Origin of the sequence: Pantoea sp. B270 (assembly GCF_018726825.1) — a bacterium.
GTDB classification, from domain to species: domain Bacteria; phylum Pseudomonadota; class Gammaproteobacteria; order Enterobacterales; family Enterobacteriaceae; genus Pantoea; species Pantoea dispersa.
The window spans coordinates 689,351-710,690 of record NZ_JAHCSX010000002.1 but is presented as its reverse complement, the minus strand read 5'-3'; the positions used below and the strand labels follow the sequence as shown (position 1 = coordinate 710,690).

Genomic DNA, 21,340 nt, shown 5'->3' with positions numbered 1-21,340 from the left:
GGTGCATGTCCCGTTATTTCCGTAGGGTGCGCATTCATGCGCACCTGGAAACGGGGAGTGCATGTCCCGTTGTTTCCGCAGGGTGCGCATTCATGCGCACCTGGAAACCGGGATTGCATGTCCCGTTATTTCCGTAGGGTGTGCATTCATGCGTACCTGGAAACCGGGGGTGCATGTCCCGTTGTTTCCGCAGAGTGCGCATTCATGCGCACCTGGAAACCGGGAGTGCATGTCCCGTTGTTTCCGCAGGGTGCGCATTCATACGCACCTGGAAACCGGGGGTGCATGTCCCGTTATTTCCGTAGGGTGCGCATTCATGCGCACCTGGAAACGGGGAGTGCATGTCCCGTTGTTTCCGCAGGGTGCGCATTCTTACGCACCTGGAAACCGGGGGTGCATGTCCCGTTATTTCCGTAGGGTGCGCATTCATGCGCATCTGGATACCGGGAGTGCATGTCCCGTTATTTCCGCAGGGTGCGCATTCATGCGCACCTGGAAACCGGGAGTACATGTCCCGTTATTTCCACAGGGTGCGCATTCATGCGCACCTGGAAACCGGGAGTGCATGTCCCGTTGTTTCTGTAGGGTGCGCATTCATGCGCACCTGGAAACCGGCACCCCGTGCTTAACTCACGGCCGGCGGAACAGCGCCAGGCTGCGGCCCTCCAGCTCGAAATCCTTCTCTTTGGTAATTACCAATCCCTTACTGGCGCTGTCGGAGGTGGTCAACTCCAGCACCCAGCCGCCTTCACCAAACTGCGGGATGCGGAACGGCACATTGCCTTCAAACGGATTGAACAGCATCAGCACATCGTGCCAGATACCCTCTTCGGTTTGCAGATCCGGACGCCCGATGTACACGCCGAGCGTCGAGCCCTCGTCCCACTGTTCCGCCTGCTGAAAACCGCCGCCGGCGTTAAACCATTTGATCTCCATGCCGTCGCGCCAGCTTTCACGTCGCAGCAGCGGCTGCTGCGCGCGTAGTGCGATGATTTGACGGGTGAAATCGCGTAACGCATCAGCGGAAGCCGGCAGGTCTTCCCAGTGCAGCCAGGAAATCTCGCTGTCCTGGCAATAGCCGTTGTTGTTGCCCATCTGGCTGCGGCCAAACTCATCGCCCGCCAGCAGCATCGGTGTGCCGTGCGAGAAAAACAGCGTGGCGAGGAAGTTACGCTTCTGCCGCTCGCGCACCGCGTTGATGCCTTCGTCGTCGGTGGGGCCTTCGGCACCGTAGTTGTATGAACGGTTATCGTTATGGCCGTCGTTGTTATCTTCCCCGTTGGCATCGTTGTGCTTGTCGTTGTACGAGACCAGATCGTTCAGCGTAAAGCCATCGTGCGCGGTGATAAAATTGACGCTGGCCCACGGGCGGCGGCCGCGTTGATCGTACAGATCGCCGGAACCAAGCAGGCGCGCGGCAAAGTCGGTTGAGACGTTGTCGCCTTTCCAGTACTCACGCACCGTGTCGCGATATTTGTCGTTCCATTCGGCCCAGCCGGGCGGGAAACCACCCACCTGGTAGCCACCTGGGCCGATGTCCCAGGGTTCGCCGATCAGCTTCAGCTTAGACAACACCGGATCCTGCGTCATGGCATCAAAGAAGCCGCCACGCTGATCGAATCCTTCCGGCTCGCGACCGAGAATGGTGCCGAGGTCGAAGCGAAAACCGTCGATATGCATCGATTCTGCCCAGTAGCGCAGCGAATCCGTCACCAGCTGCAGCACGCGCGGATGGGAGGTATTCACCGTGTTGCCAGTCCCGGTATCGTTGATGTAATAACGGTGCTGATCCGGCAGCGTGCGGTAATAAGAGAAGTTATCAATGCCTTTAAACGACAGCGTCGGCCCCAGTTCGTTGCCTTCCGCGGTGTGGTTATACACCACGTCGAGAATCACTTCGATGCCGGCATCGTGGAAAGCGCGCACCATGTCGCGAAAGCCCTGAATACCGCGCGGGCCAAAATAGCGGCTGGCAGGCGCAAAAAAAACCAGCGAGTTATAGCCCCAGAAGTTTTTCAGTCCGCGATCCAGCAGGTGCTGGTCGTCCGGGAACCAGTGCACCGGCAGCAATTCCACTGACGTCACGCCGAGGCTTTTGATGTAGTCGACGGTAGATTTGTGGCTCATGCCGTCATAGGTGCCGCGCATCTCTGCCGGAATCGCCGGATTAAGCTGGGTGAAACCTTTGACGTGGGTTTCATAAATCACCGTACTGGACCACGGAATGCTGGGCCGGTTATGGTCCTGCCAGTCAAACTCATTAGTGTCAATCACCCGGCACTTGGGAGTAAACGGCGCGCTGTCACGGGTATCCAGCGTCAGATCTTTATCTTCGTGCAGTAAATCGTAAGCGAAGTGCGCTTCATTCCAGTCGATGTTGCCCTGCAACTCGCGGGCGTAGGGATCAATCAGTAATTTGCTCGGGTTAAAACGGTGACCGTTTTCCGGATCGAACGGTCCGTGAACGCGATAACCATACAGCGCGCCGGGTTTCAGCCCGGGCACGTAGCCGTGCCAGATTTCGTGGGTATATTCCGGCAGATCGAAGCGGGCAATTTCATGCTGACCGCTCTCATCGTACAGACAGAGTTCGACCCGTTCCGCGTGTGCTGAAAACAGCGCAAAATTTACGCCGTCCCCATCAAAGTTGGCGCCGAGCTGGTGCCCCGATCCAGCGGTGATTTCTAAAGGTTTACCGTTAGACATTCAATCCTCTCCATCCAGTGAATAGATAGTCATGTAAAACAACAGGTTTATCGGGGACACTACTGGCTAATCAGCACCAGCGGCGCGCTATAGCTCACATTGTCCAGCGTAACATCGTCATTAATCACTACGGTCTCGCCGGTCAGCACATTGCGATAGTGGCGATGCGCCAGCGATTCCGGCAGTGCCAGTCGGGTATGACTCCACTGTGCACCATTGAAAATCAGCCGTGGCGTAATCACCAGCAGCGCGTAGTCGCTGTCCTGACGGGCAAAGGCGATCACTTTTTCCGCATGTTCGCCCGATGCACTGAGCGGTTGATAATCACCAAAGCGGAACAACTGCGCATGGTCGCGGCGCAGATGCAGCAGGCGCGCTACCATCTGCTGCTTCAGGCGGCCGCTCAGCCAGTCCTGCTGGCTGGCGAAGTCCGGCGCGGCGTGGACATCCAGCTGCGCCGTCAGCTGAGCGAAATCCGGCTCGCGTCGGTTATCCGGATCGACCAGGCTGAAATCCAGCGCTTCGCAGCCCTGATAGATATCTGGCACGCCCGGCGCGGTCAGTTTGATCACCGTCTGGCTCAGGCTGTTAACCAGTCCGGCCCGGATGAACGGCTGCAGTGCGTGGCTGAAGTCCTGCAGAAACGCCGGATTGGTGGGTGACAGCAGCTGGCGGGCGTACTCCAGCACGGCATTTTCATAAGCTTCATTGCTGTCCGCCCAGTCGGTGCGTAACTTCGCTTCGCGCAGGGCTTTTTCCACAAACGGCAAAAAGCGATCGCGCAGCGCGTCCAATGCCGCCGTGTCCTCCGGCTGCAGCGTGGTGGGCCAGACGCCGGCCAGCGCCTGATACAGCATCCACTCGACCGGCGGTTCGGGAGCCGGGCCGTCCGCCAGCGCGACTACGTGTGGTTGATTCATCTGCCGCCAGCGCGTGACGTTTTCTGCCCACAGCGCCGGCGCTTCGCTCAGGGTATACAGCCGCGCGCGCGCATCTTCGCCGCGCTTGGTGTCGTGCGTGGAGGTGCCGGACAGCCCATCCGGCTGATGCTGCAGTCGGGTTTGCATTTCGCTGTGGAAGCGTTCGAGCGAAAACGCGTGTGGCAGTGGTTCGGCACCCACTTCGTTGATCGCCAGCGCTACGTGATTGCGGAAAAACAGCGTGTCTTCGACCGATTTCGCCATCAGCGGGCCGGTCAGCTGCTGGAAGCGGGCGCGGAATTCCGCCGCATCCTGCTCGCCCTGTTCAGTGATCGCCCCCAGCAGTAATGCCTGCAAAAAGCTCAGCGCCGCAGGCGAGGCGCTGTGTTTAACCTGCTCCAGCACCTGTAATAGCAACGCTTCGCCTTCCAGCGGCATACCGGCTTTGCGGCCGTAGGTGCGATACACCGGGAAGGCGATCAGCAGTTCGCGCAGCGCCACGTGCAGCTCAGCCTCGCTGAAATTGCGATGCACCAGATCGGCTGCCTCGGTAGCCAGCGCCAGCAGGCGGCTGAATTCCCCGGCAAAGTTGCGATCGACCATCAGTTCACGTGCCGCACGCAGGCCAGCCGCTACGTCGTTACGTTCAGCGGATACCGCTTCATAGGCCAGATGCAGCATATCGATCTGATTATCATCAATCAGCGCATGTGACAGCGCGGCGATAAACTCGTAACCGGTGGTGCCGGACACTGGCCAGTCGGCGGGCAGTTGCTCACCGTCTGCGAGAATCTTCTCCACCGTGATATAACACGCGTCGCCCGCGGCCTGACGCAGCTGTTGCAGATAGCCGAGCGGATCGGCCAGCCCGTCAACGTGATCGACGCGCAGCCCGCTCACCACACCGCTGTGTACCAGTTCGAGAATCAGGCGATGCGAAGCCGCGAACACCTCTTCATCTTCGACCCGCACGCCGACCAGCCCGGTAATTTCAAAGAAGCGGCGGTAGGAGAGCGCGCTGCGCGCCTCACGCCAGTTCATCAGCTGCCACGGCTGTTGCGCATGCAGTTCCGCAATGGCCGCGCGATCGCGCAGCGCCAGCACCTCGTCTTTACGCTGCTGCCAGCTGGCGGGCGTCAGCGGATAGTAACTGTCGTAATAGACCAGCGCCGGATTGCCGCTGTGCGGATCGGCCTTGATGCTGAGTTCATCATTGGCCAGCACGCGGTCAAAATCATCGCCGAGGAACGGCAGCGTCAGCCTGCGCGACCAGTCGATATCAAAGTAGCGCGCGTAGCGGCTGGCTTCCCCGTGTTCAATCACATCGCGCCACCAGGCATTTTCCAGCGACGCTGCCATGTGGTTAGGCACAATATCGAGAATCAGGCCAATCCCGGCCTGCTGCAGCGCCGCACTGAGGCGGTCAAAACCGGCGCGTCCGCCAATCGCCGGGTCAATCTCATTGGCATCGGTAACGTCATAGCCGTGTGTCGAGTCGCGCGTGGCGGTAAAGATCGGCGAGGCATAAAGATGGCTGATACCCAGCTGCTGCAGATAGGGCACCAGCTGCGCCGCGCGGTCAAAGGTCATGCCGTTACGGAACTGGATGCGGTAAGTCGCGGTTGGAATACTCATTGCGCTGCTCCTTTTGCCAGACGCACGATGAGGGAGTGCTGCGGCAGCTCGCCGCTTTCCTGTGGCCACGCAAAGAGCGTCTCGCCGGACATAGCGGGCAGCAGCTGGCTCTGCTGTCCAATATTCAGCGCCAGCGACAGCTGGCCCTGCGGGAACTGCCAGCTGACGGCGACAAAGCCTGGTGCGGTGCGCAGCACCTGGCCGTTATGCCTGCGGGCATCCGCCAGCAGCGGCACGATGTGCTGCTGGCGCAACGCCAGCAGCTGGCGCGTAAGCGTCAGCCACGCCTGGCCTGCGGGATTTTCCACTTTGCTCCAGTCCAGTTTCGAACGCGTGAAGGTTTCTTCTGCATTAGGATCCGGTACCGTATCGTCATGACCGGCGTGACCGGTAAATTCGCGCGCACGTCCTTCGCGCACCGCTTTCGCCAGATCGCCGTGGAAATCGGTAAAGAACAGGAACGGGTTGGTTTCACCGTACTCTTCGCCCATAAACAGCAGCGGAATATGCGGTGACAGTAGCAGGGTGGCGAGCAGCACTTTGGTGCGATCGACACCGGCCAGGCTAATCAGGCGTTCGCCCTGTGCGCGATTGCCCACCTGATCGTGGTTCTGGATGAAGTCGACAAACGCGACCGGCGGCTGGCCTGCGCTGGGTACGCCGCGCCGCTGGCCGCTCTGTGGCGACAGCTCGCCCTGATAAGCAAAGCCCTCGGTGAGAATGCGCGTGATTAATTTCTCCGGTACGTCGGCGAAATCCTGGTAATACGCGTGCGTCTCGCCGGTGGCAAAGACATGAATGGCATTATGAAAATCGTCGTTCCATTCACCGCTGAACAGTGGCGCGTTACCGTCCGCATCGCGCGGATGCAGGAAGATCACGTTGCGGCTGTCTTCGGTGGTGAGATGGATCGGGCGAGAGTGGATTTCGCTGCGAATGCGTTCGGCAATCTCGATCAGCACATGCTTGCTGGACGTGTCCTCAATCTGGTCGATGGCATCGAAGCGCAGGCCGTCGAGGTTAAACTCCTTCAGCCAGTAGAGCGGCGCTTCGACGATATAACGCCGCGCGGCATCGACATCGTAAGCAATCCCGGCGCCCCATGGCGTCATGCGCTCTTCGTGGAAAAAGGCCGGCGCCAGCAGCGGCAGGTAATTGCCTTCCGGACCAAAGTGGTTGAGCACAATATCCAGCACCACCGACAGTCCCAATGCGTGCGCGGCATCGACAAAGGCTTTGAAATCATCCGGTGAGCCATACGCCGAGTGCGGCGCATACAGCAGAACACCGTCATAGCCCCAGCCGCGCGCGCCGCCAAACTGCGATACCGGCAGCACTTCGATCATGGTGACACCGAGGTCAGCCAGCGCAGGGAGTTTTGCGATAGCCGCGCGGAAGGTGCCTTCGGCGGTAAAGGTGCCGATGTGCAGCTCGTAGACCACCGTTTCGTGCCATGGCCGTCCCTGCCAGTCACGCTGTTGCCAGTCGTAATGGTGAGGGTCGATAACCAGAGAAGGGCCGTTGACATCGGCGCGTTGTGCCCGCGCGGCCGGATCGGGCACCGTGCTGCCATCGGCCAGCTCGTAGTGATATGCGCTGCCGTGACCAGGTCCGCGCAGCGTCAGGCTGAACCAGCCATCCTGCTGCGGCTGCATGGCATGCTGCTGACCATCGGCGTGAAGGGTAATTTGCTGCTGACCGGGTGCCCAAAGGCGAAACCGCACGCTGCCGTCAGCAAGGATTTCAGCACCCCAGGATTTTTCCAACGTTGTGGATTCCATTCTATTGCCTCGTTAAGCCCCGCACGGGGAATGGACGACATCAAGCGATTCGCGTTCCTTAAAACCATTTACTCTCTGAATACAAAAGACTAAATGCCCTGGTAGCAAACGGGTACGCAGATAAATCACTGAGTACCCTGAAAAATCATAGCCTATATTTTCAGATTTAATTCCCGCTGCGCTTTAAACAGTACCGTTACGTAAATTTTCCGATTTGTTCGCTTAAGCACCTTTTAATCTCAGTCATAGGCTACGCTTATCTCTGCGCAGCTAACCGATGCGCGAAATAATGCCAGGCGGCACTGTCACCTAAATGAGGAGAACACTGATGAACGAAGATCGTATCAGCGGAAACTGGAAGCAGTTCAAAGGAAAAGTGAAAGAGAAATGGGGCCAGCTTACAGATGACGATTTAGACGTAGCCGAAGGGAAACGCGATCAATTAGTCGGCCGCATTCAGGAGCGCTACGGCTACGGTAAAGATCAGGCAGAGAAAGAAGTCAAAGAGTGGGAAGATAGTAATAAATTTAACTGGTAGTGTTGGTTATCCCCGGCACACTGATGTGCCGGGGTTTTGTTATTTCAGACTGCTGAGCTTTACAACTGGATAAATTTAAAATCCGGTTTGCGTTTATTTAATACCATTTATTACTTAACCCGAAATTCATATTCAGGCCTGTTTTGCTCGCATTAACCCGGCTATTTCTCTGGCCTGACGCGGTGGTAAAACGGCAGCGCATCAGCCGTTGATAATCTTTCCCGGTCATCATCGCGTGAAGTGCTGTTCAGTCATGATTTTGCCCCACTGATCGCCCTGCCACTCGCGCGTCAGGGTGAAGCCTGCCTGCACGTAGAGTCGTCTGGCCGCATCCAGCCCACTGAAGGTCCACAGTTGCGTTGCGCTGAACCCCTGACGATCGCAGAACGCCACAGCCTCATGAAGCAAGCGCCGCCCGATGCCGCTACCGCGACACGTCTCATCAAGAATAAACCAGCGCAGATGGGCCTGATTATTGCCGAGATCTTCTCCGTCAATCGCCACTGAACCGACAATATTATCGTTATGCACTGCCAGCCAGATTTGATTGCGCTCACTTCCCAGCCGTCCGGCAAACTCTGCCAGCCCGCTGGCGACTTTGCCTTCAAAATAGTGACCAAACTGATGATGCCGGGCATAGTAACGGCCATGCATTTCGGCGATGCGGCCGATCATCCCGGGCCGGTAACCGCTGACGATGTCGATGGCACCTGAGGGAAGGGGCTGCGTGCCGGTCCGACAGCAGCGCAGGGAGTCAGCGTAAGCGCTCAGTCCCTGCGCTACCGTGCGCTGCTGTGCCGGTTCAAGTCCAGCCAGCGCGGCCAGCACCCGTTGTGCCGCGTACTGATTGACTCTGGCAACGGTAGCCATACCCTGCGCAGTCAGTTTCAGCCTTTTAACCCGGGCATCACTGCCGTCGGCGATTTCCTGCACTTCACCAGCCGCCACCAGTCTGGCCAGCATGCGGCTGACGCTCGATTTTTCCAGACCGAGCAATTCTACTAACTGTGCAGCAGTCACTGTGCCCTGGGTTTCCATCTCCAGCAGCGTGTGGACGGCGGAAGGCGAATAGTCCGTTGCCGCCAGCGTCGGGCGCATAAATCCGAGTTCACGTACCATCAGTCGTGAGGCGGAACGTATCTGATTAACTAACGATTCAGTGGTCATGCTGCAGGCGCCCGGTGGTTATAAGGTTGTATAATACAACTATTAATCGGGCTGATTGTCAACAGACTAACCGGCGGCGTCGATATGGGTGAGGGCAGCGCTCACCCTGGTAAGGCTGCATCAAATGAGGTGCAGGAACGAAGCAGCATGATGTTAAAGGGGTCTGCGGTGATCGTCCTTATTAAGCGTAAGCAGGGCGACAAAACTCACTACGGCGGTGGCCATCACATACCAGGCGGGAATGTCGGCGTTGCCGGTTTGCTTCATCAGGCCGGTAATGATCAGACCCGCGCAGCCGGAAAACAGCGCGTTGGAGAGCGAATAGGCCAGCCCCAGCCCGGTGTAACGCACGCGGGTAGGGAACATCTCGGCCAGCATCGCCGGTCCCGGTCCGGCCAGCATGCCCACCAGCGCACCGGCGATAAACACCACCAGCGCTTTGATCGCCATTCCGCTCTCCGGATGCTGCAGCACTTTCAGCAGCGGGAAAGCCAGCACCAGCAGCAAAAACGTCGCCAGCAGCATTACTGTGCGGCGGCCATAGCGATCGCTGAGTATGCCGGCCGGCAGGATGGTGGCGGCAAAGCCGAGGTTAGAGATCACCGCAATCAGCAGCGCCTGGTTAAAGCCGGTATGCAGCGCGGCCTGCAGATAGGTAGGCATGATTACAAGGTAGGTATAACCGGCGGCTGACCATACCATTAACCGCCCAATGCCCAGCCCGATAGCGCGCAGCGTGACACCCAGCGACGCCTGCTGTTGCGGTGCCGCCGGTGTCTGGCGGAACTGCGGTGATTCATCGAGGCCGGTGCGCAGCCACAGCGCCACTGCGCCGAGCGGCAGCGCCAGCAGGAAGGGAATGCGCCAGCCCCGGGCGTTCATGGCGGCGTCTCCCAGCAGCAGCGGCAGTACTGCCACCACGCCCGCGCCCGCCAGCAGTCCGAGCGCCACCGTCAGCGACTGCCATGCGCCATAAAATCCGCGCTTGCCGGGCGGCGCCGATTCGGTCATCAGCGAGACCGCGCCGCCGTATTCTCCGCCGGCAAACAGTCCCTGCAAAATGCGTAGCAGTGTAATCAGCAGCGGTGCAGCCACGCCAATGCTGGCATAAACCGGGACCAGACCGATGGCGACGGTGGCCAGTGTCATCAATACCAGCACCGCGATCAGCACCGGTTTACGGCCATAGCGATCGCCCAGGCGGCCAAACAGTACTGCCCCTAACGGACGAAAAAAGAACGCCACCGCAAAGGCCGCATAGGTGAGGATCAGGCTGGTGAGGGCGCTTTCTCCTTCCAGCTGGAAGAAATGTTTAGCGATCAGCGTGGCCATGAAACCGTACACGGCGAATTCATACCACTCGATAAAATTGCCGACGGATCCGGCAATCAGTACGCGCTTTTGATTAACGGCGGGAGCTTCTGCAGATGACATCATTATCCCTTAATGAGTAAAAAACAGTCAGAGAGGGTCAGTCTAGCGCAGCCCGGGGCGATTATCTGAGCTATAAGTCTGACGCAGGGCACAAAAAAGGTGCGCATTGAGCGCACCTGAAGTGAATATCAGCGAGGATTATGCTGGCTGCTGTTTTTTACGGCTGCGCTGTTTACGCAGTTTATCAATCAGTTTATGCGCCTCGGCTTTGGTCGCCACCGCAGGGGATGAACCTTTCAGAGGCTTACGTGCTGTCTCACTCAGCGTTAATACCGTTAACAAACCAATCACGCCGGCACCCATCATGTAATACGCCGGCATCATGGTATTGTGCGTGGTGTCGACCAGCCATGCGGTAATTAACGGCGTGGTGCCACCGAACAGTGAGACTGACAAATTAAAGCCGATAGCCAGTGCGCTGTAACGAATATCGGTGACAAACAGTGCCGGTAAAGTTGCTGGCATGGTACCGCTAAAGCAGGTATGCAATAAGCCCAGCACGGCCAGACCGGCAAATACCCATAGCATGTTGCCAGAACCAATCAGCATGAACGCCGGGATCGCCAGCACTAATAATCCCAGCGCGCCGAAACCAATCACCGGTTTACGGCCGATGCGGTCGGTAAAATGGCCCCACATTAAGGTCAGCGGCATCATGATAAACATCACCACCATCACCAGCAGCAGACCGGATATTTCGCTCAGCCCCAGAATGCCGGTTAAATAACTTGGCATATAGGCGGTCAGCATATAATTAGACACGTTAAACAGCAGCACCAGACCAATACACTTCAATAGCGGCTTACTCTGCGTGCGCAGCATTTGCCACAGCGTGAGCTGCGGCTTGTTATGCTCGGCCTCTTCACGCTTATCCATGTGCTCTTTAAACGCGGGTGTCTCTTCCAGCTTCAGGCGGATATACAGGCCAAACAGCCCCAGCGGCGCGGCCAGGAAGAACGGAATGCGCCAGCCCCAGTCCATCATCGCCTGATGCGGCAGCAGCGCGATCATACCGGTCACCAGGCTGGCGCCCAGCAGATAGCCGGCCAGCGTACCAAACTCCAGGAAGCTGCCCATGAAGCCGCGGCGTTTGTCAGTGGAGTATTCCGCAATAAAGGTGGCGGCACCGCCATATTCACCGCCGGTGGAAAAGCCCTGCACCAGACGCGCCAGCAACAGCAGGATCGGCGCGGCAATACCGATACTGGCATAGCTGGGAATCAGGCCAATACAGAAGGTGCCAATCGACATCATAATCATGGTGAAGGCCAGCACTTTCTGCCGGCCAAAGCGATCGCCGAGTGGACCAAAGACCATGCCGCCAATCGGGCGCACTAAAAACGCGGCCGCAAAAGTACCAAACGACGCAATAAGCTGCGCGGTATTACTGGCGTCCGGGAAAAATACCTGGCCGATAATCACGGCAAGGTAACTATAAACGCCGAAATCAAACCACTCCATGGTATTACCCAGCGCTGCTGCGCTGACGGCGCGTTTCAATAATTTGTTGTCAATGACGGTAATATCGTCAACGGTCAAATCAGGTTTATTGGTCATCGTTCCGGTGCTCATAAACTCCCCATGAGTAAAATTGGAGCGATCTTATAGCTTTCGCAGCCGGCACTTCACAAAGGGAAATGAAAGCTATAAGAGGCTGAAAGGCGGTCACCTTAGGAAATATTTTATCTTTACGCAAGTTTGCGACATATATCCTTGCAATTAAGCGTAGCGTTAGAGTATGAGACTGTCAAAAGGCGCAGCGGCTGAAATAACCCATTATGCTAATGCTTAAAGCTGATAGCATTCTGCACATGATATTCTTTGGTGAGGCGGTGATTTATAGGGGAATATGCTACATTGCTACAGGATAAGAATGTCGGCTTTGATAAATTTCATACGTTACTGGCAAGTACATCACCAAAGGATTTGGCGCAAAGGAATAGCCAGACTGTTGCCATGCTGGACACCAACCTGCGCCGCCAGTCTCGTAGCGGATTGTCATTGGTGACGTCGCTATACATCGTGGTCTGGCTCAATGACTGTCTTGTCGCGTTAATTATCGTGATTGCCGGCTGAATACATCTTTCAGCCCCTGGAAAAGCAATGCGCGTGATAAACCGCTACCGTCCACCGGAATCAACGTCCTGCGATGAATTTTCCATTGATCCGCAATGCGTTTCAACTCCCAGCGATTCACTACAACGCGATGTATGCGATACCCAGGAGAGCTGCCGTGATTGGCCAGCATGCGTGATTCGCCTTTATCATCCAGATAAATTAACTGTAAATAAGAGGTGACTACCGCGCTGTCTCCGCGCAGATCAATCAAGGGTAATCCGGTAAAATGCGCTAATCCGCTAGCCAGTGCTTCCTCATGCTCAGGCCGCAAAATAAAGGCGGCTATCGCCTCTGCACCCTCCGCACCATCAAGATGAGGGCCGCGATTGAATTCACTCTTTTCCAGATAAACCGATAATGTATATTCCGCCATTGCAGTATCTGCGCTGGGGGGATGTGACGCAATCAATTCATAAATAGCCAGTTTGTCTTCGATAATTTGTAATCTCTGGGCTAATTCAAGGTTTTCCTGCAGCATAAAGTGCTCCTGATATTATTTATTAATTATGATTTGAGTGATTATAACGAGATACTTACAGGCGTGAAGTTCCTGTATCTTAATGGTGTGTTAAGTGGCAATTAATAAAGGACATCAATAATGATTAACAGCGCGGAGTATCTGGCTCTACGGGCTTTTGTCGTGGTTGCTCAGCAACTGAATTTCAGAGCCGCTGCGGAAATACTAGGGGTATCCGCGTCAGCCGTCAGTCAGCAAATCACCGCGCTGGAAGCACAACTCGGGCAACGTTTGCTGAACCGGACCACCCGGGCGGTATATCTTACCGATGATGGCAAGTCCCTGTTTCTTCAGACTGCCCCCATTATGAATAATCTGCATGAGACCCTGCAGCAGGCACACGCCAGAAGCCAGGATATTAAGGGGCTGATTCGCGTTCATGCTTTTCGATCGGGTGCTGAAATGTTTCTTGATCACAATATTGCCGGGTTTCTTACTGATTATCCCAACGTGCAGCTGGATATCACAACCAGCGATGCGCCGGTCGATCTGAGCCGCGGCGGCTATGATTTATCACTGCGCTTAGGCGAGGTGCTGGAACCGGGATTTGTTGCTATTCCATTAGGCAAGCCGCTCCACCAGATTGTGGTCGCTGCACCAGCATATCTGGCAAAGCATGGTGCGGTTGATGTCCCGGAAGATCTGCTCAATCACAATTGCATCGGCTGGCGCTGGCCGGGAAGTAGCAGGGTAGAGCCCTGGCAGTTTTTAAATGAGGGGAAAATTTTTGATATTCCCGTGCACGGAAATCTGGTGGTAGACGATCGCGAAAGGCAGCGTCAGGCCGCTATTGCTGGCGCAGGTATTGCTCAGTTAACGGCGGAACGGGTCAGTGCATTGCTGGCCGCCGGCAAGCTTTGTCGCCTTCTGCAACCCTGGGAGATGGAATTCCCGGGTTATTCACTTTGCTGGATAGCGGGTAAAGCCATGTCACCTGCCATGCGCGCGTTTATACAATGGCTGCGCATAAAATAATCCTGCCCGGAGTGTGCCAGCGCACTCTGTTCACTTCGAATCACCACCACGTTTTTAGCTCATCTTCGCCCGGCTTAACCCTCTTATAAACGTTTACCAGCGGCTTCACGCTGAAACGTTTCATATCTCATTTCCGTACTCAGCCCATTGAAGAGTGATCAGCGGATGTATACAACAGAACTTGTATACAAGTGCATTTTTTATCCATGACACCAACATCGGGAAAGACCATGCAAAGTACAGATACTGAAATTGAAAAGCGGGTGATCCGTAAACTGTCGTGGCGACTGATTCCGCTCCTGATTGGCTGCTACGTGATTGCGGTGATCGATCGCGCCAATATCGGCGTGGCTGCCCTCACCATGAATGCCGATCTCGGCATCAGCGCCGCCAGTTTTGGCCTCGCCGCCGGTCTGTTTTTCCTGCCTTACGCCATCCTTGAACTGCCCTCCAATCTGCTAATGGAAAGGGTGGGCGCGCGCTGGTGGATCGCCCGCATTATGGTGACCTGGGGCATCATCTCCGGTGCGCATATGTTTGTGTGGAGTGAAAACAGCCTCTATGTGATGCGCGCGCTGCTGGGTGCCGCTGAAGCCGGTTTCTTCCCCGGCATCGTGTTTTATCTCACCCTGTGGTTTCCGGTGGCGTGGCGCGGACGCATCATCGCCTCGTTTATGACCGGCATTCCGATCGCGCTGATTATCGGCACGCCGGTTTCCAGCCTGTTGTTAGAGCTGCACGGGTGGCTGGGGCTGCGCGGCTGGCAGCTGATGTTTCTGCTGGAGGCCATTCCGGCGATTGTGCTGGGATTGATCGTCCCCTTTGCGTTGCCCGATCGGCCGGAAGATGCCCGCTTCCTCAGCGCAGATGAGCAGCACTGGCTGGTGACAACACTGGCTGCTGAGCGGCAAAAACTGCCGTCGCGCGGCCATGGCGGTCTGCTGAAAGCGCTGTTCAGCCCGCTGGTGTTGTTGTTCAGCCTCACCTATTACGGACTGGCGAACCTCAACGGTGCGGTGAGCACCTTCCTGCCGCTGATCATCAGCGAAACCGGCTTAAGTCATGTTCAGACCGGATTCATCACCATCATCCCTTACGTATTTGGTCTGGCCGGCATGCTGGTGCTGGGACGCATAGCCGATCGCCCCGGGTCACGGCTGCTGGCCAATTATCTGGCGCTGATCTTCTCCTTTGTCGGGCTGTTATGCGTTGCGTGGTTCGATAACTCGCTGGTGAAAATGATGTTTTTGTGCTGTTCGGCATTTGGCTTTTTCGGCGCGATGCCGGTGTTCTGGGGATTGCCCGCGCAGTTTATCCCGGCATCCGTGGTGGCGGGCGGCCTCGCCCTGATCAATGCGCTGGGCAGTATTGCCAGTGTGGTGAATCCGTGGGTCATCGGCGTGATACGCGACCGCAGCGGCAGTTATAACGGCGGATTTTACTGGCTGGCGGCGATGGCGATGCTCTCGATCATTACCCTGAGCATCATCTTCCGTCGCCAGCGTTTACCGGCTTACCAGGCCAGCAATGAACAACGTGAGGGGCAGTAGTATGAAGATTATTGATGTCCGGTTACTTCAGGTGAAAGGCGTGATGCCGGGAGAGGGCGATTTCTGGGAGGAGCGTCTCGCGCGTCCCACCGATATCTATGCGCAGTTTCGTACTGTGAATAATCATGACGGTGGCGTTCAGCTGGAAGATGGTTTTGCCATTACCACCGTGTTTCTTGAGATCGTTTCTGATGAGGGCGTGGACGGGCTGGCAGGGCCGGTACCGCATGCCGTTGCGTCAATCATTCATGGCCAGCTGCGGCCGTTGTTGCTGGGTCAGGATCCGCGCGACACCGAGCGTTTGTGGGATCAGATGTACCGGGCGCAGATTCATGGGCGTCAGGGCGATGGCATGCTGGCGATCAGCGCGGTGGATTGTGCCTTGTGGGATCTGCGTGCCAAATGGATGCAGCACCCAGTCTTTCGCCTGCTGGGCGGTTCGTTAAGGGAAGAAATACCGGCATACGCATCGATGCTGGGTTTTGCGGTGCAGGATATGGCGCGGGTGCACGAGCGGGCGCTGGAGTATAAGGCGCTGGGATATCGCGGGCAAAAATGGTTTTTCCGCCACGGCCCGATGAGCGGCAGGGAAGGGCTGAAGAAAAACATCGAACTGGCAAAAACGCTGCGCGAAGCCGTGGGGGATGATTACGATCTGATGTTTGATTGCTGGCAGTCGATGGATGTAACGTATCTGCTTGAACTGGCAAAGGGCATCGAGCCGTATCGCCCGCGCTGGCTGGAAGAGTGCGTAATGGCTGACAGAATCGGCAGTATGCAACGACTCAAAGATAAACTGTCCATCCCGATGGCGGGAGGCGAACATGAGTACACGCGCTGGGGTTTCAAACGCTTCTTTGAATCCGGGGCGCTGGATGTGATTCAGCCCGATATCTACTGGTGCGGTGGGCTTTCAGAAACGCTAAAAATTGCCGCTATCGCCACCCTGTACGATTTGCAGGTAATCCCGCACGGTCATTCCAGCATCGCAACGGCCCATTTCAGCACCACGCAATCGCCGATCCACACGCCTTATCAGGAGTATCTGGTGAAATGGAACGATATTCATCAGTACTTCCTGCGCGATCCGCTGGTGCCGCAAAACGGGTTAATCCCGGTACCGCAGGGACCCGGCATGGGCATGGCACTTAATCCAGCGCATATTCAGCAGCAGACATACTTGTTCACCTCATAACCCAACGCTCCCTCAAACAGGCCCGTTATTGTTTGGGGGATCTGTCTCTTGTATACTACAAAACACAGTGCCCACCGTCATTCTGACCCCCTAAATGCTCGCTGTTTAAAGGACGCTCGCCACGCTATGCCCGCCGATAAACTCATCATTGACTGGTCATCGAAAAACATCCTCCGCCCGCAGTCACTGAGCAGCATTCTGGCCGATCATATTCGTGACCTGATCGTGAACTGCCAGATTGCACCCGGTGCATTAATTTCCGAGAACGATATTGCCACCCAGCTTAACGTGAGCCGGACGCCGGTAAGAGCGGCGCTGCAAAAGCTGGAGATGGAGCGTCTGGTGCAAATTATCCCGCAGCGCGGCACTTTTGTGTTTTCGTTCAATGAGCGGGAGATGCGCGAAACCTGTGAGATGCGGCAGATTCTGGAATCAGGCGCATTAAAGCTGGCACTGCAACACGATCGTCAGGCGCTGATCGCGCGCCTGAACGAACAGCTGGCGCGTGGACGCGATGCATTACAAAACGCGCCGGAGACCTACCGCGAAACCGATGCGGCCTTTCATATGGCACTGATTGAAGCCAGCCAGAACAGCGAGCTGGTCGGTTTTTACAAAACCAGCATCAACCGCATTCGTGCCTTTCTCAATCACCTGACGCGCACGCCGGATGAATTTCAGGGCTCGCAAAACGATCATGAAGCGATCGTGGCGCGGTTAACTAATTACGAGGATGAACAGGCGCTGGAACTTCTGCACTGGCATCTTGGCGGCATTATGCGCATGTTCCAGCGGTCGGTGGCGGATGCTGATGTAATCCCGCGCGGTTAAGGCATTCGGAGCAGTGGAAGCCAGATATCATCAATGATTTCCAGCACAACGTCTTCTGAAACGGGCTGCATGGTCATAAACACTTCATGGCGATAGAGATCAAGCGGCAGGTTAATAACCCGGGTTGACCATTGCTTATCCGTTAACTCACTGCGTGCCACAGCGCGCGCGACGATCACTTCACACGGGCCTGGCTCATTGACATCCCCTAGCCGTTTCCGTAACTGGCTGAAGTTGATGCCGGTCTCGCGAAAAAAGTCCGTTATCTGCAGGTTCATCAGGGTCAACATGCGCACGCGACCGACATCAGCATGCCGCAGCAGGGCCAAAGCATCGCCACGCAGGCTGCCCGTGTCAGGGGTCTCAATGAGTTGTGCTTGCCAGGCTTTTTGCGTCGCGGCAAGCAGCAAATCGTTGCGCTGTGGCCAGCGCCTGTGGAGCACCGGCCTGCTGGTTTTAGCGCGTGCCGCCACGGCTTCGTAAGTAAAGCCGTTATAGCCTTGTTCCAGTAAAAGGTCCCAGGCCGCATTCAGGATGGCGTCTTCCAGCTGAGCTCCACGCCGTCGTGTGGCGATGGTTTTTTTTCCCTGATTCATGAGTGTCATAATTGTTCAATCAATGAAAGGTGGCTGATCCCAGGGCTGACCTCGATCAACGATGGGTCGTACCCTGGTTATCACACAACTGACTGTGGCCCGCAATTCGGCTGCCTTGTGCGCACCATGTTTCAGCAGGATATTCTGACGAATTCTCTCCAGCTTCTCGCCCTTATCGTGTATTTCTGTCACCTGCGCATGAATCCTGGCTCCGCAGTAGTCTCGTGCTCTTTCACCCGTCTCCCAGGCGATGAACACAACGGATCTATTATGGTGGATGTTCCGGAGTGTGACCGACGCATCGTCACTTATCTCAAACTCAATGGTTCCATCGGACAACTGACGGGGTGTTCCCATTAACGCGACATTAGGTTGACCGTCAGCACTTGCCGTGCAAAGTAATTTATCATGATGATTGTTAAAGAAATGGCGCAGCGTCTCTAACTTCTCATTACCGAATGCGGCCTGTATTAGTGTCATCTCTGCGCTCCACTTTTCATTCGCCCTGATGTCACGTCATTGATATTGGAAAAAAGAAATAAGATACATGAGTGAATCTTATTCGTTCAGACTAGCGCAGCCAGTTAAGATACACAAGTGGATCTTATTGGCGCCTGTCAATGGCGCGTTTGCCGGGAGAAAGAGGGTTCATTCTGCTTCTGTTGGGAGCAACTCATTGCTGCAGCGCTGCAACCACCGCCAGGCCCGCCAGCTCCGCGCTGGCCAGCAGTTGCTCAACGCTGTGGCCCTGACGCGCTCTGGCAGAAAGTCCGGACATCACGGTACTGACAAAATCGGTCAGGCGCTGCGCATCTTGTGGGTAGCGGGCCGCGATATAGCGCCGGATGGTGTCCTCAGCGGCGCGATGAAACACCCTGGCCGCCTCGCGCGCCTGCTGATCCTGACAGCGAATCCCTTCCAGCACCAGACAACCCGCACACACCTCATCCCGGGCATAATGCAGCGCCGCCGCTTTCAGTAATGCATCGAGGGCTTCGGCCACCGGGCGGTCGTCGCGCAGTATCTCAGCCAGTGGAATCGAGCCGGTAGTGGCGTAGCGATCGAGAACGCGGGCATACAATCCGGCCTTGTTACCGAACGCGCTGTAAAAGCTCGGCGGATTGATGCCCAGCGCGTCAGTGACATCGGCGACGCTGACGGCGTCATAACCTTTGGCATGGAATAACCCCTGCGCAACCGCTACGGCGTGTTCGGGGTCAAAGTTACGGGGACGACCAGGTGATTTCATATTTTATAGTGCTCGCTACAAAATTGCATTGACATTAAATCGGGCTCATTTTGTAATGCATACTAAGAAATCACACGTGGAGATGCAAATGAGCATATTTAATGATAAGCAGGTTCTGGTTCTGGGCGGCAGTCGCGGTATTGGTGCGGCTATCGTGCGTCGCTTTGCTGATGAGGGTGCCAGCGTGACATTCACCTTCTCAGGTTCGCCGGAGGCCGCCGAAAAACTGGCGCACGAAACCGGTTCGGCTGCCGTTCATACCGACAGCTCAGAGCGCGATGCGGTGATTGCCACCGTGCGCGACAGCGGACCGCTGGATGTGCTGGTGGTCAATGCCGGTATCGCCCTGTTTGGCGATGCGCTGGAACAGGATCCGGACGCGGTCGATCGCCTGTTCCGCATTAACATTCACGCGCCGTATCATGCTGCGGTTGAAGCCGCCCGACAGATGCCAGCCGGCGGCCGCATCATCATTATCGGTTCGGTCAATGGCGACCGTATGCCGATTCCCGGTATGGCATCTTATGCGCTAAGTAAATCCGCTTTACAGGGGCTGGCGCGCGGCCTGGCGCGGGATTTCGGACCGCGCGGCATCACCATTAACGTGGTGCAACCGGGCCCGATTGATACCGATGCCAATCCGGAAAATGGTCCGATGAAAGATCTGATGCACAGCTTCATGGCCATCAAACGCCATGGCCGTTCTGAAGAAGTGGCAGGCATGGTTGCCTGGCTGGCAGGACCCGAAGCCGGTTTCGTCACCGGCGCCATGCACACCATTGATGGGGCGTTTGGCGCATAACGTCAGTGTCTGAACAGGGCGCTGACCACCGCGCTGAATACCGAACCGGTGGCAAAAGCGTGTTCGGTCATGTGCTCTTCATGGCGAATATCAGCCAGCCGCCGCAGCGCCGCCTGCGCGCTGGCTGCATTAATTTCTTCATCCATCTTGCTGTAACCGTCCGCCATCAGCAACCGGGCACGTTCCACATCCGATCGTTCCAGCGTGGCGATAACCTGTTGTTTGCGGTAAAAAACGTAATCTGTCATAAGCGCGTCCCGTTGCCGTCATCGTGATTATGCCGGGAAGGCGATGGTTTAAATCAGCTCAACATCGCATCCTATTTATCGCGCAACACATTGCGCCGCGATCAAAACCTGGCCGTTGTATAAACAATTCGCAGCATAGCTGTTTCTCCCCGCGCGTCAGGCAACCTATTTTATCAGCCCGGCCCTTCGCTGCCCGCTGCCAGCAGCGGCACCACGACATCGCTAATCGGCGTAGCAATAGCATGCTGACGGCCATAGCGCTGTACCACACCATTGCGGGTATCCCACTCCAACGGGCGGTTGGCCTGGCGATCGGCCAGGATCGAGGTGCTCAGATCGGGCGGCGCGCGATGAAAGCCATCAATAATTTCCTGCGGCACGCTGTCGTCGAGCACCGCGCCGGCCGCGCGTGCCACCGTCAGGCACTCCTGTAAATAGGCTAATCCCAGCTGCGTGATATCGCTGCGGCTAAACATGCCGGCGCGACGGTTGGCCAGCACCATCAAACCGGCGACGGCATTTTGTAACAGCTTGCGCCAGGCGATGGAGAGAAAATCCGCGGCCAGTGCCACCTCACAGCGCGTATCGCGTAGCGCATCCACTACGCGCGCGGCCTGCGGCACATCCGGCAAGGTCAGGCGAGGCTGGGCGCGCAGCCAGACTGACGCATCCGGCTCGCGCTGCGCCGGAAACCACACCACCGAAGGTAATACCGTGGCGCCGTTGACGTAAGGCGCCAGCTGGCTCTGCTGCTCGACGCCATTTTGCAGCGCGCACACCACGGTTTTTTCATCGCACAGAGTGGCCAGCCACGCGGCGCTGTCCGCGACCTGGGTGGTTTTAACCGCCACGAACAGCAAATCGCAGCGTTGTGTCACGTGCGAGGCATCATGCAATACCGGACCGGGCACGCTGATTTTGCCCGCATCGTGGCGCAGCGTTAACTGTGCATGGGCCGTGCGGCCGCACAGCAGCGGGGTGCGCCCGGCTTCATGCAGCACCGCCGCGACGGTGGTGCCAATTGCACCGGGGCCCAGCAGGGCGATTTTACAACGTTCAGACATGCTGCCATCTCCTC

General features: G+C 56.6%; 18 protein-coding genes. 6 read left to right on the top strand and 12 right to left on the bottom strand.

Going from position 1 to position 21,340, the window contains the following annotated elements; all coding sequences use genetic code 11:
* Positions 1–630 precede the first annotated feature (630 nt).
* From glgX to treZ, 3 genes are read right to left on the bottom strand one after another with little or no spacing between them, the layout of a single operon-like run.
* Positions 631–2,706 (bottom strand): glycogen debranching protein GlgX, encoded by a 2,076-nt coding sequence (glgX, locus tag KOL70_RS19610; RefSeq protein ID WP_215481403.1) that lies wholly within the window; start codon positions 2,704–2,706, stop codon positions 631–633.
* Between the two features lie 59 nt (positions 2,707–2,765).
* Positions 2,766–5,261 (bottom strand): malto-oligosyltrehalose synthase, encoded by a 2,496-nt coding sequence (treY, locus tag KOL70_RS19605; RefSeq protein WP_215481402.1) that lies wholly within the window; start codon positions 5,259–5,261, stop codon positions 2,766–2,768.
* Positions 5,258–7,042 carry a malto-oligosyltrehalose trehalohydrolase gene (treZ, locus tag KOL70_RS19600; protein ID WP_215481401.1) on the bottom strand — a complete coding sequence of 595 codons (1,785 nt, stop codon included), beginning with the start codon at positions 7,040–7,042 and terminating at the stop codon, positions 5,258–5,260. The genes treY and treZ overlap by 4 nt, the downstream gene beginning before the upstream one ends.
* 328 nt (positions 7,043–7,370) lie before the next feature.
* Between treZ and KOL70_RS19595 the strand changes: the two genes are divergently transcribed.
* A complete protein-coding gene (locus tag KOL70_RS19595) occupies positions 7,371–7,580 on the top strand; it encodes a CsbD family protein (RefSeq protein WP_021509571.1) in 210 nt (69 codons plus the stop codon).
* Positions 7,581–7,808: 228 nt separating this feature from the next.
* Here KOL70_RS19595 and KOL70_RS19590 read toward each other — a convergent pair whose 3' ends face one another.
* The 4 genes from KOL70_RS19590 to KOL70_RS19575 form a co-directional block, all read right to left on the bottom strand.
* Positions 7,809–8,747, bottom strand: a complete 939-nt coding sequence (locus tag KOL70_RS19590) for a bifunctional helix-turn-helix transcriptional regulator/GNAT family N-acetyltransferase (RefSeq protein ID WP_215481400.1) — start codon at positions 8,745–8,747, stop codon at positions 7,809–7,811.
* Between the two features lie 153 nt (positions 8,748–8,900).
* Positions 8,901–10,184 carry an MFS transporter gene (locus KOL70_RS19585; protein ID WP_215481399.1) on the bottom strand — a complete coding sequence of 428 codons (1,284 nt, stop codon included), beginning with the start codon at positions 10,182–10,184 and terminating at the stop codon, positions 8,901–8,903.
* Between the two features lie 135 nt (positions 10,185–10,319).
* Positions 10,320–11,753, bottom strand: coding sequence for a glycine betaine/L-proline transporter ProP (proP, locus tag KOL70_RS19580; protein ID WP_031280122.1), 1,434 nt, complete (start codon positions 11,751–11,753; stop codon positions 10,320–10,322).
* A 484-nt stretch (positions 11,754–12,237) separates the two neighbouring features.
* On the bottom strand, positions 12,238–12,777 hold the full coding sequence (locus KOL70_RS19575) for a nuclear transport factor 2 family protein (protein WP_215481398.1): 540 nt from the start codon (positions 12,775–12,777) through the stop codon (positions 12,238–12,240).
* Between the two features lie 120 nt (positions 12,778–12,897).
* Here KOL70_RS19575 and KOL70_RS19570 point away from each other — a divergent pair, with 120 nt between their 5' ends.
* The 4 genes from KOL70_RS19570 to KOL70_RS19555 all read left to right on the top strand — a co-directional run bounded on the left by KOL70_RS19570 (position 12,898) and on the right by KOL70_RS19555 (position 17,367).
* Positions 12,898–13,791: a LysR family transcriptional regulator gene (locus KOL70_RS19570; RefSeq protein ID WP_215481397.1), complete on the top strand. Its 894-nt coding sequence runs from the start codon at positions 12,898–12,900 to the stop codon at positions 13,789–13,791.
* 230 nt (positions 13,792–14,021) lie between these two features.
* Positions 14,022–15,341, top strand: coding sequence for an MFS transporter (locus KOL70_RS19565; protein WP_021509566.1), 1,320 nt, complete (start codon positions 14,022–14,024; stop codon positions 15,339–15,341).
* Between the two features lies 1 nt (position 15,342).
* Complete coding sequence (locus tag KOL70_RS19560) at positions 15,343–16,536, top strand: enolase C-terminal domain-like protein (protein ID WP_215481396.1); 1,194 nt, start codon at positions 15,343–15,345, stop codon at positions 16,534–16,536.
* A 126-nt stretch (positions 16,537–16,662) separates the two neighbouring features.
* Entirely contained in the window at positions 16,663–17,367 is a 705-nt protein-coding gene (locus tag KOL70_RS19555) for a GntR family transcriptional regulator (RefSeq protein ID WP_215481395.1), read from the top strand.
* On the opposite strand, the gene KOL70_RS19550 is transcribed toward KOL70_RS19555, so the two are convergent.
* The 3 genes from KOL70_RS19550 to KOL70_RS19540 all read right to left on the bottom strand — a co-directional run bounded on the left by KOL70_RS19550 (position 17,364) and on the right by KOL70_RS19540 (position 19,212).
* Entirely contained in the window at positions 17,364–17,972 is a 609-nt protein-coding gene (locus tag KOL70_RS19550) for a TetR-like C-terminal domain-containing protein (protein ID WP_081316064.1), read from the bottom strand. The genes KOL70_RS19555 and KOL70_RS19550 overlap by 4 nt on opposite strands.
* 6 nt (positions 17,973–17,978) lie before the next feature.
* Entirely contained in the window at positions 17,979–18,443 is a 465-nt protein-coding gene (locus KOL70_RS19545; protein ID WP_215481394.1) for a pyridoxamine 5'-phosphate oxidase family protein, read from the bottom strand.
* A 193-nt stretch (positions 18,444–18,636) separates the two neighbouring features.
* The gene (locus tag KOL70_RS19540; protein ID WP_215481393.1) at positions 18,637–19,212 is read right to left on the bottom strand and encodes a TetR/AcrR family transcriptional regulator; all 576 of its coding nucleotides are present in this window, start codon (positions 19,210–19,212) and stop codon (positions 18,637–18,639) included.
* A gap of 88 nt (positions 19,213–19,300) precedes the next feature.
* Here KOL70_RS19540 and bdcA point away from each other — a divergent pair, with 88 nt between their 5' ends.
* Positions 19,301–20,014, top strand: a complete 714-nt coding sequence (gene bdcA, locus KOL70_RS19535) for an SDR family oxidoreductase (RefSeq protein WP_215481392.1) — start codon at positions 19,301–19,303, stop codon at positions 20,012–20,014.
* Positions 20,015–20,016: 2 nt separating this feature from the next.
* Here bdcA and KOL70_RS19530 read toward each other — a convergent pair whose 3' ends face one another.
* Together KOL70_RS19530 and KOL70_RS19525 are read right to left on the bottom strand one after the other, a co-directional pair.
* Entirely contained in the window at positions 20,017–20,262 is a 246-nt protein-coding gene (locus tag KOL70_RS19530; RefSeq protein ID WP_159377511.1) for a hypothetical protein, read from the bottom strand.
* 173 nt (positions 20,263–20,435) lie between these two features.
* The gene (locus KOL70_RS19525; RefSeq protein ID WP_215481391.1) at positions 20,436–21,326 is read right to left on the bottom strand and encodes an oxidoreductase; all 891 of its coding nucleotides are present in this window, start codon (positions 21,324–21,326) and stop codon (positions 20,436–20,438) included.
* Between the last annotated feature and the right edge of the window lie 14 nt (positions 21,327–21,340).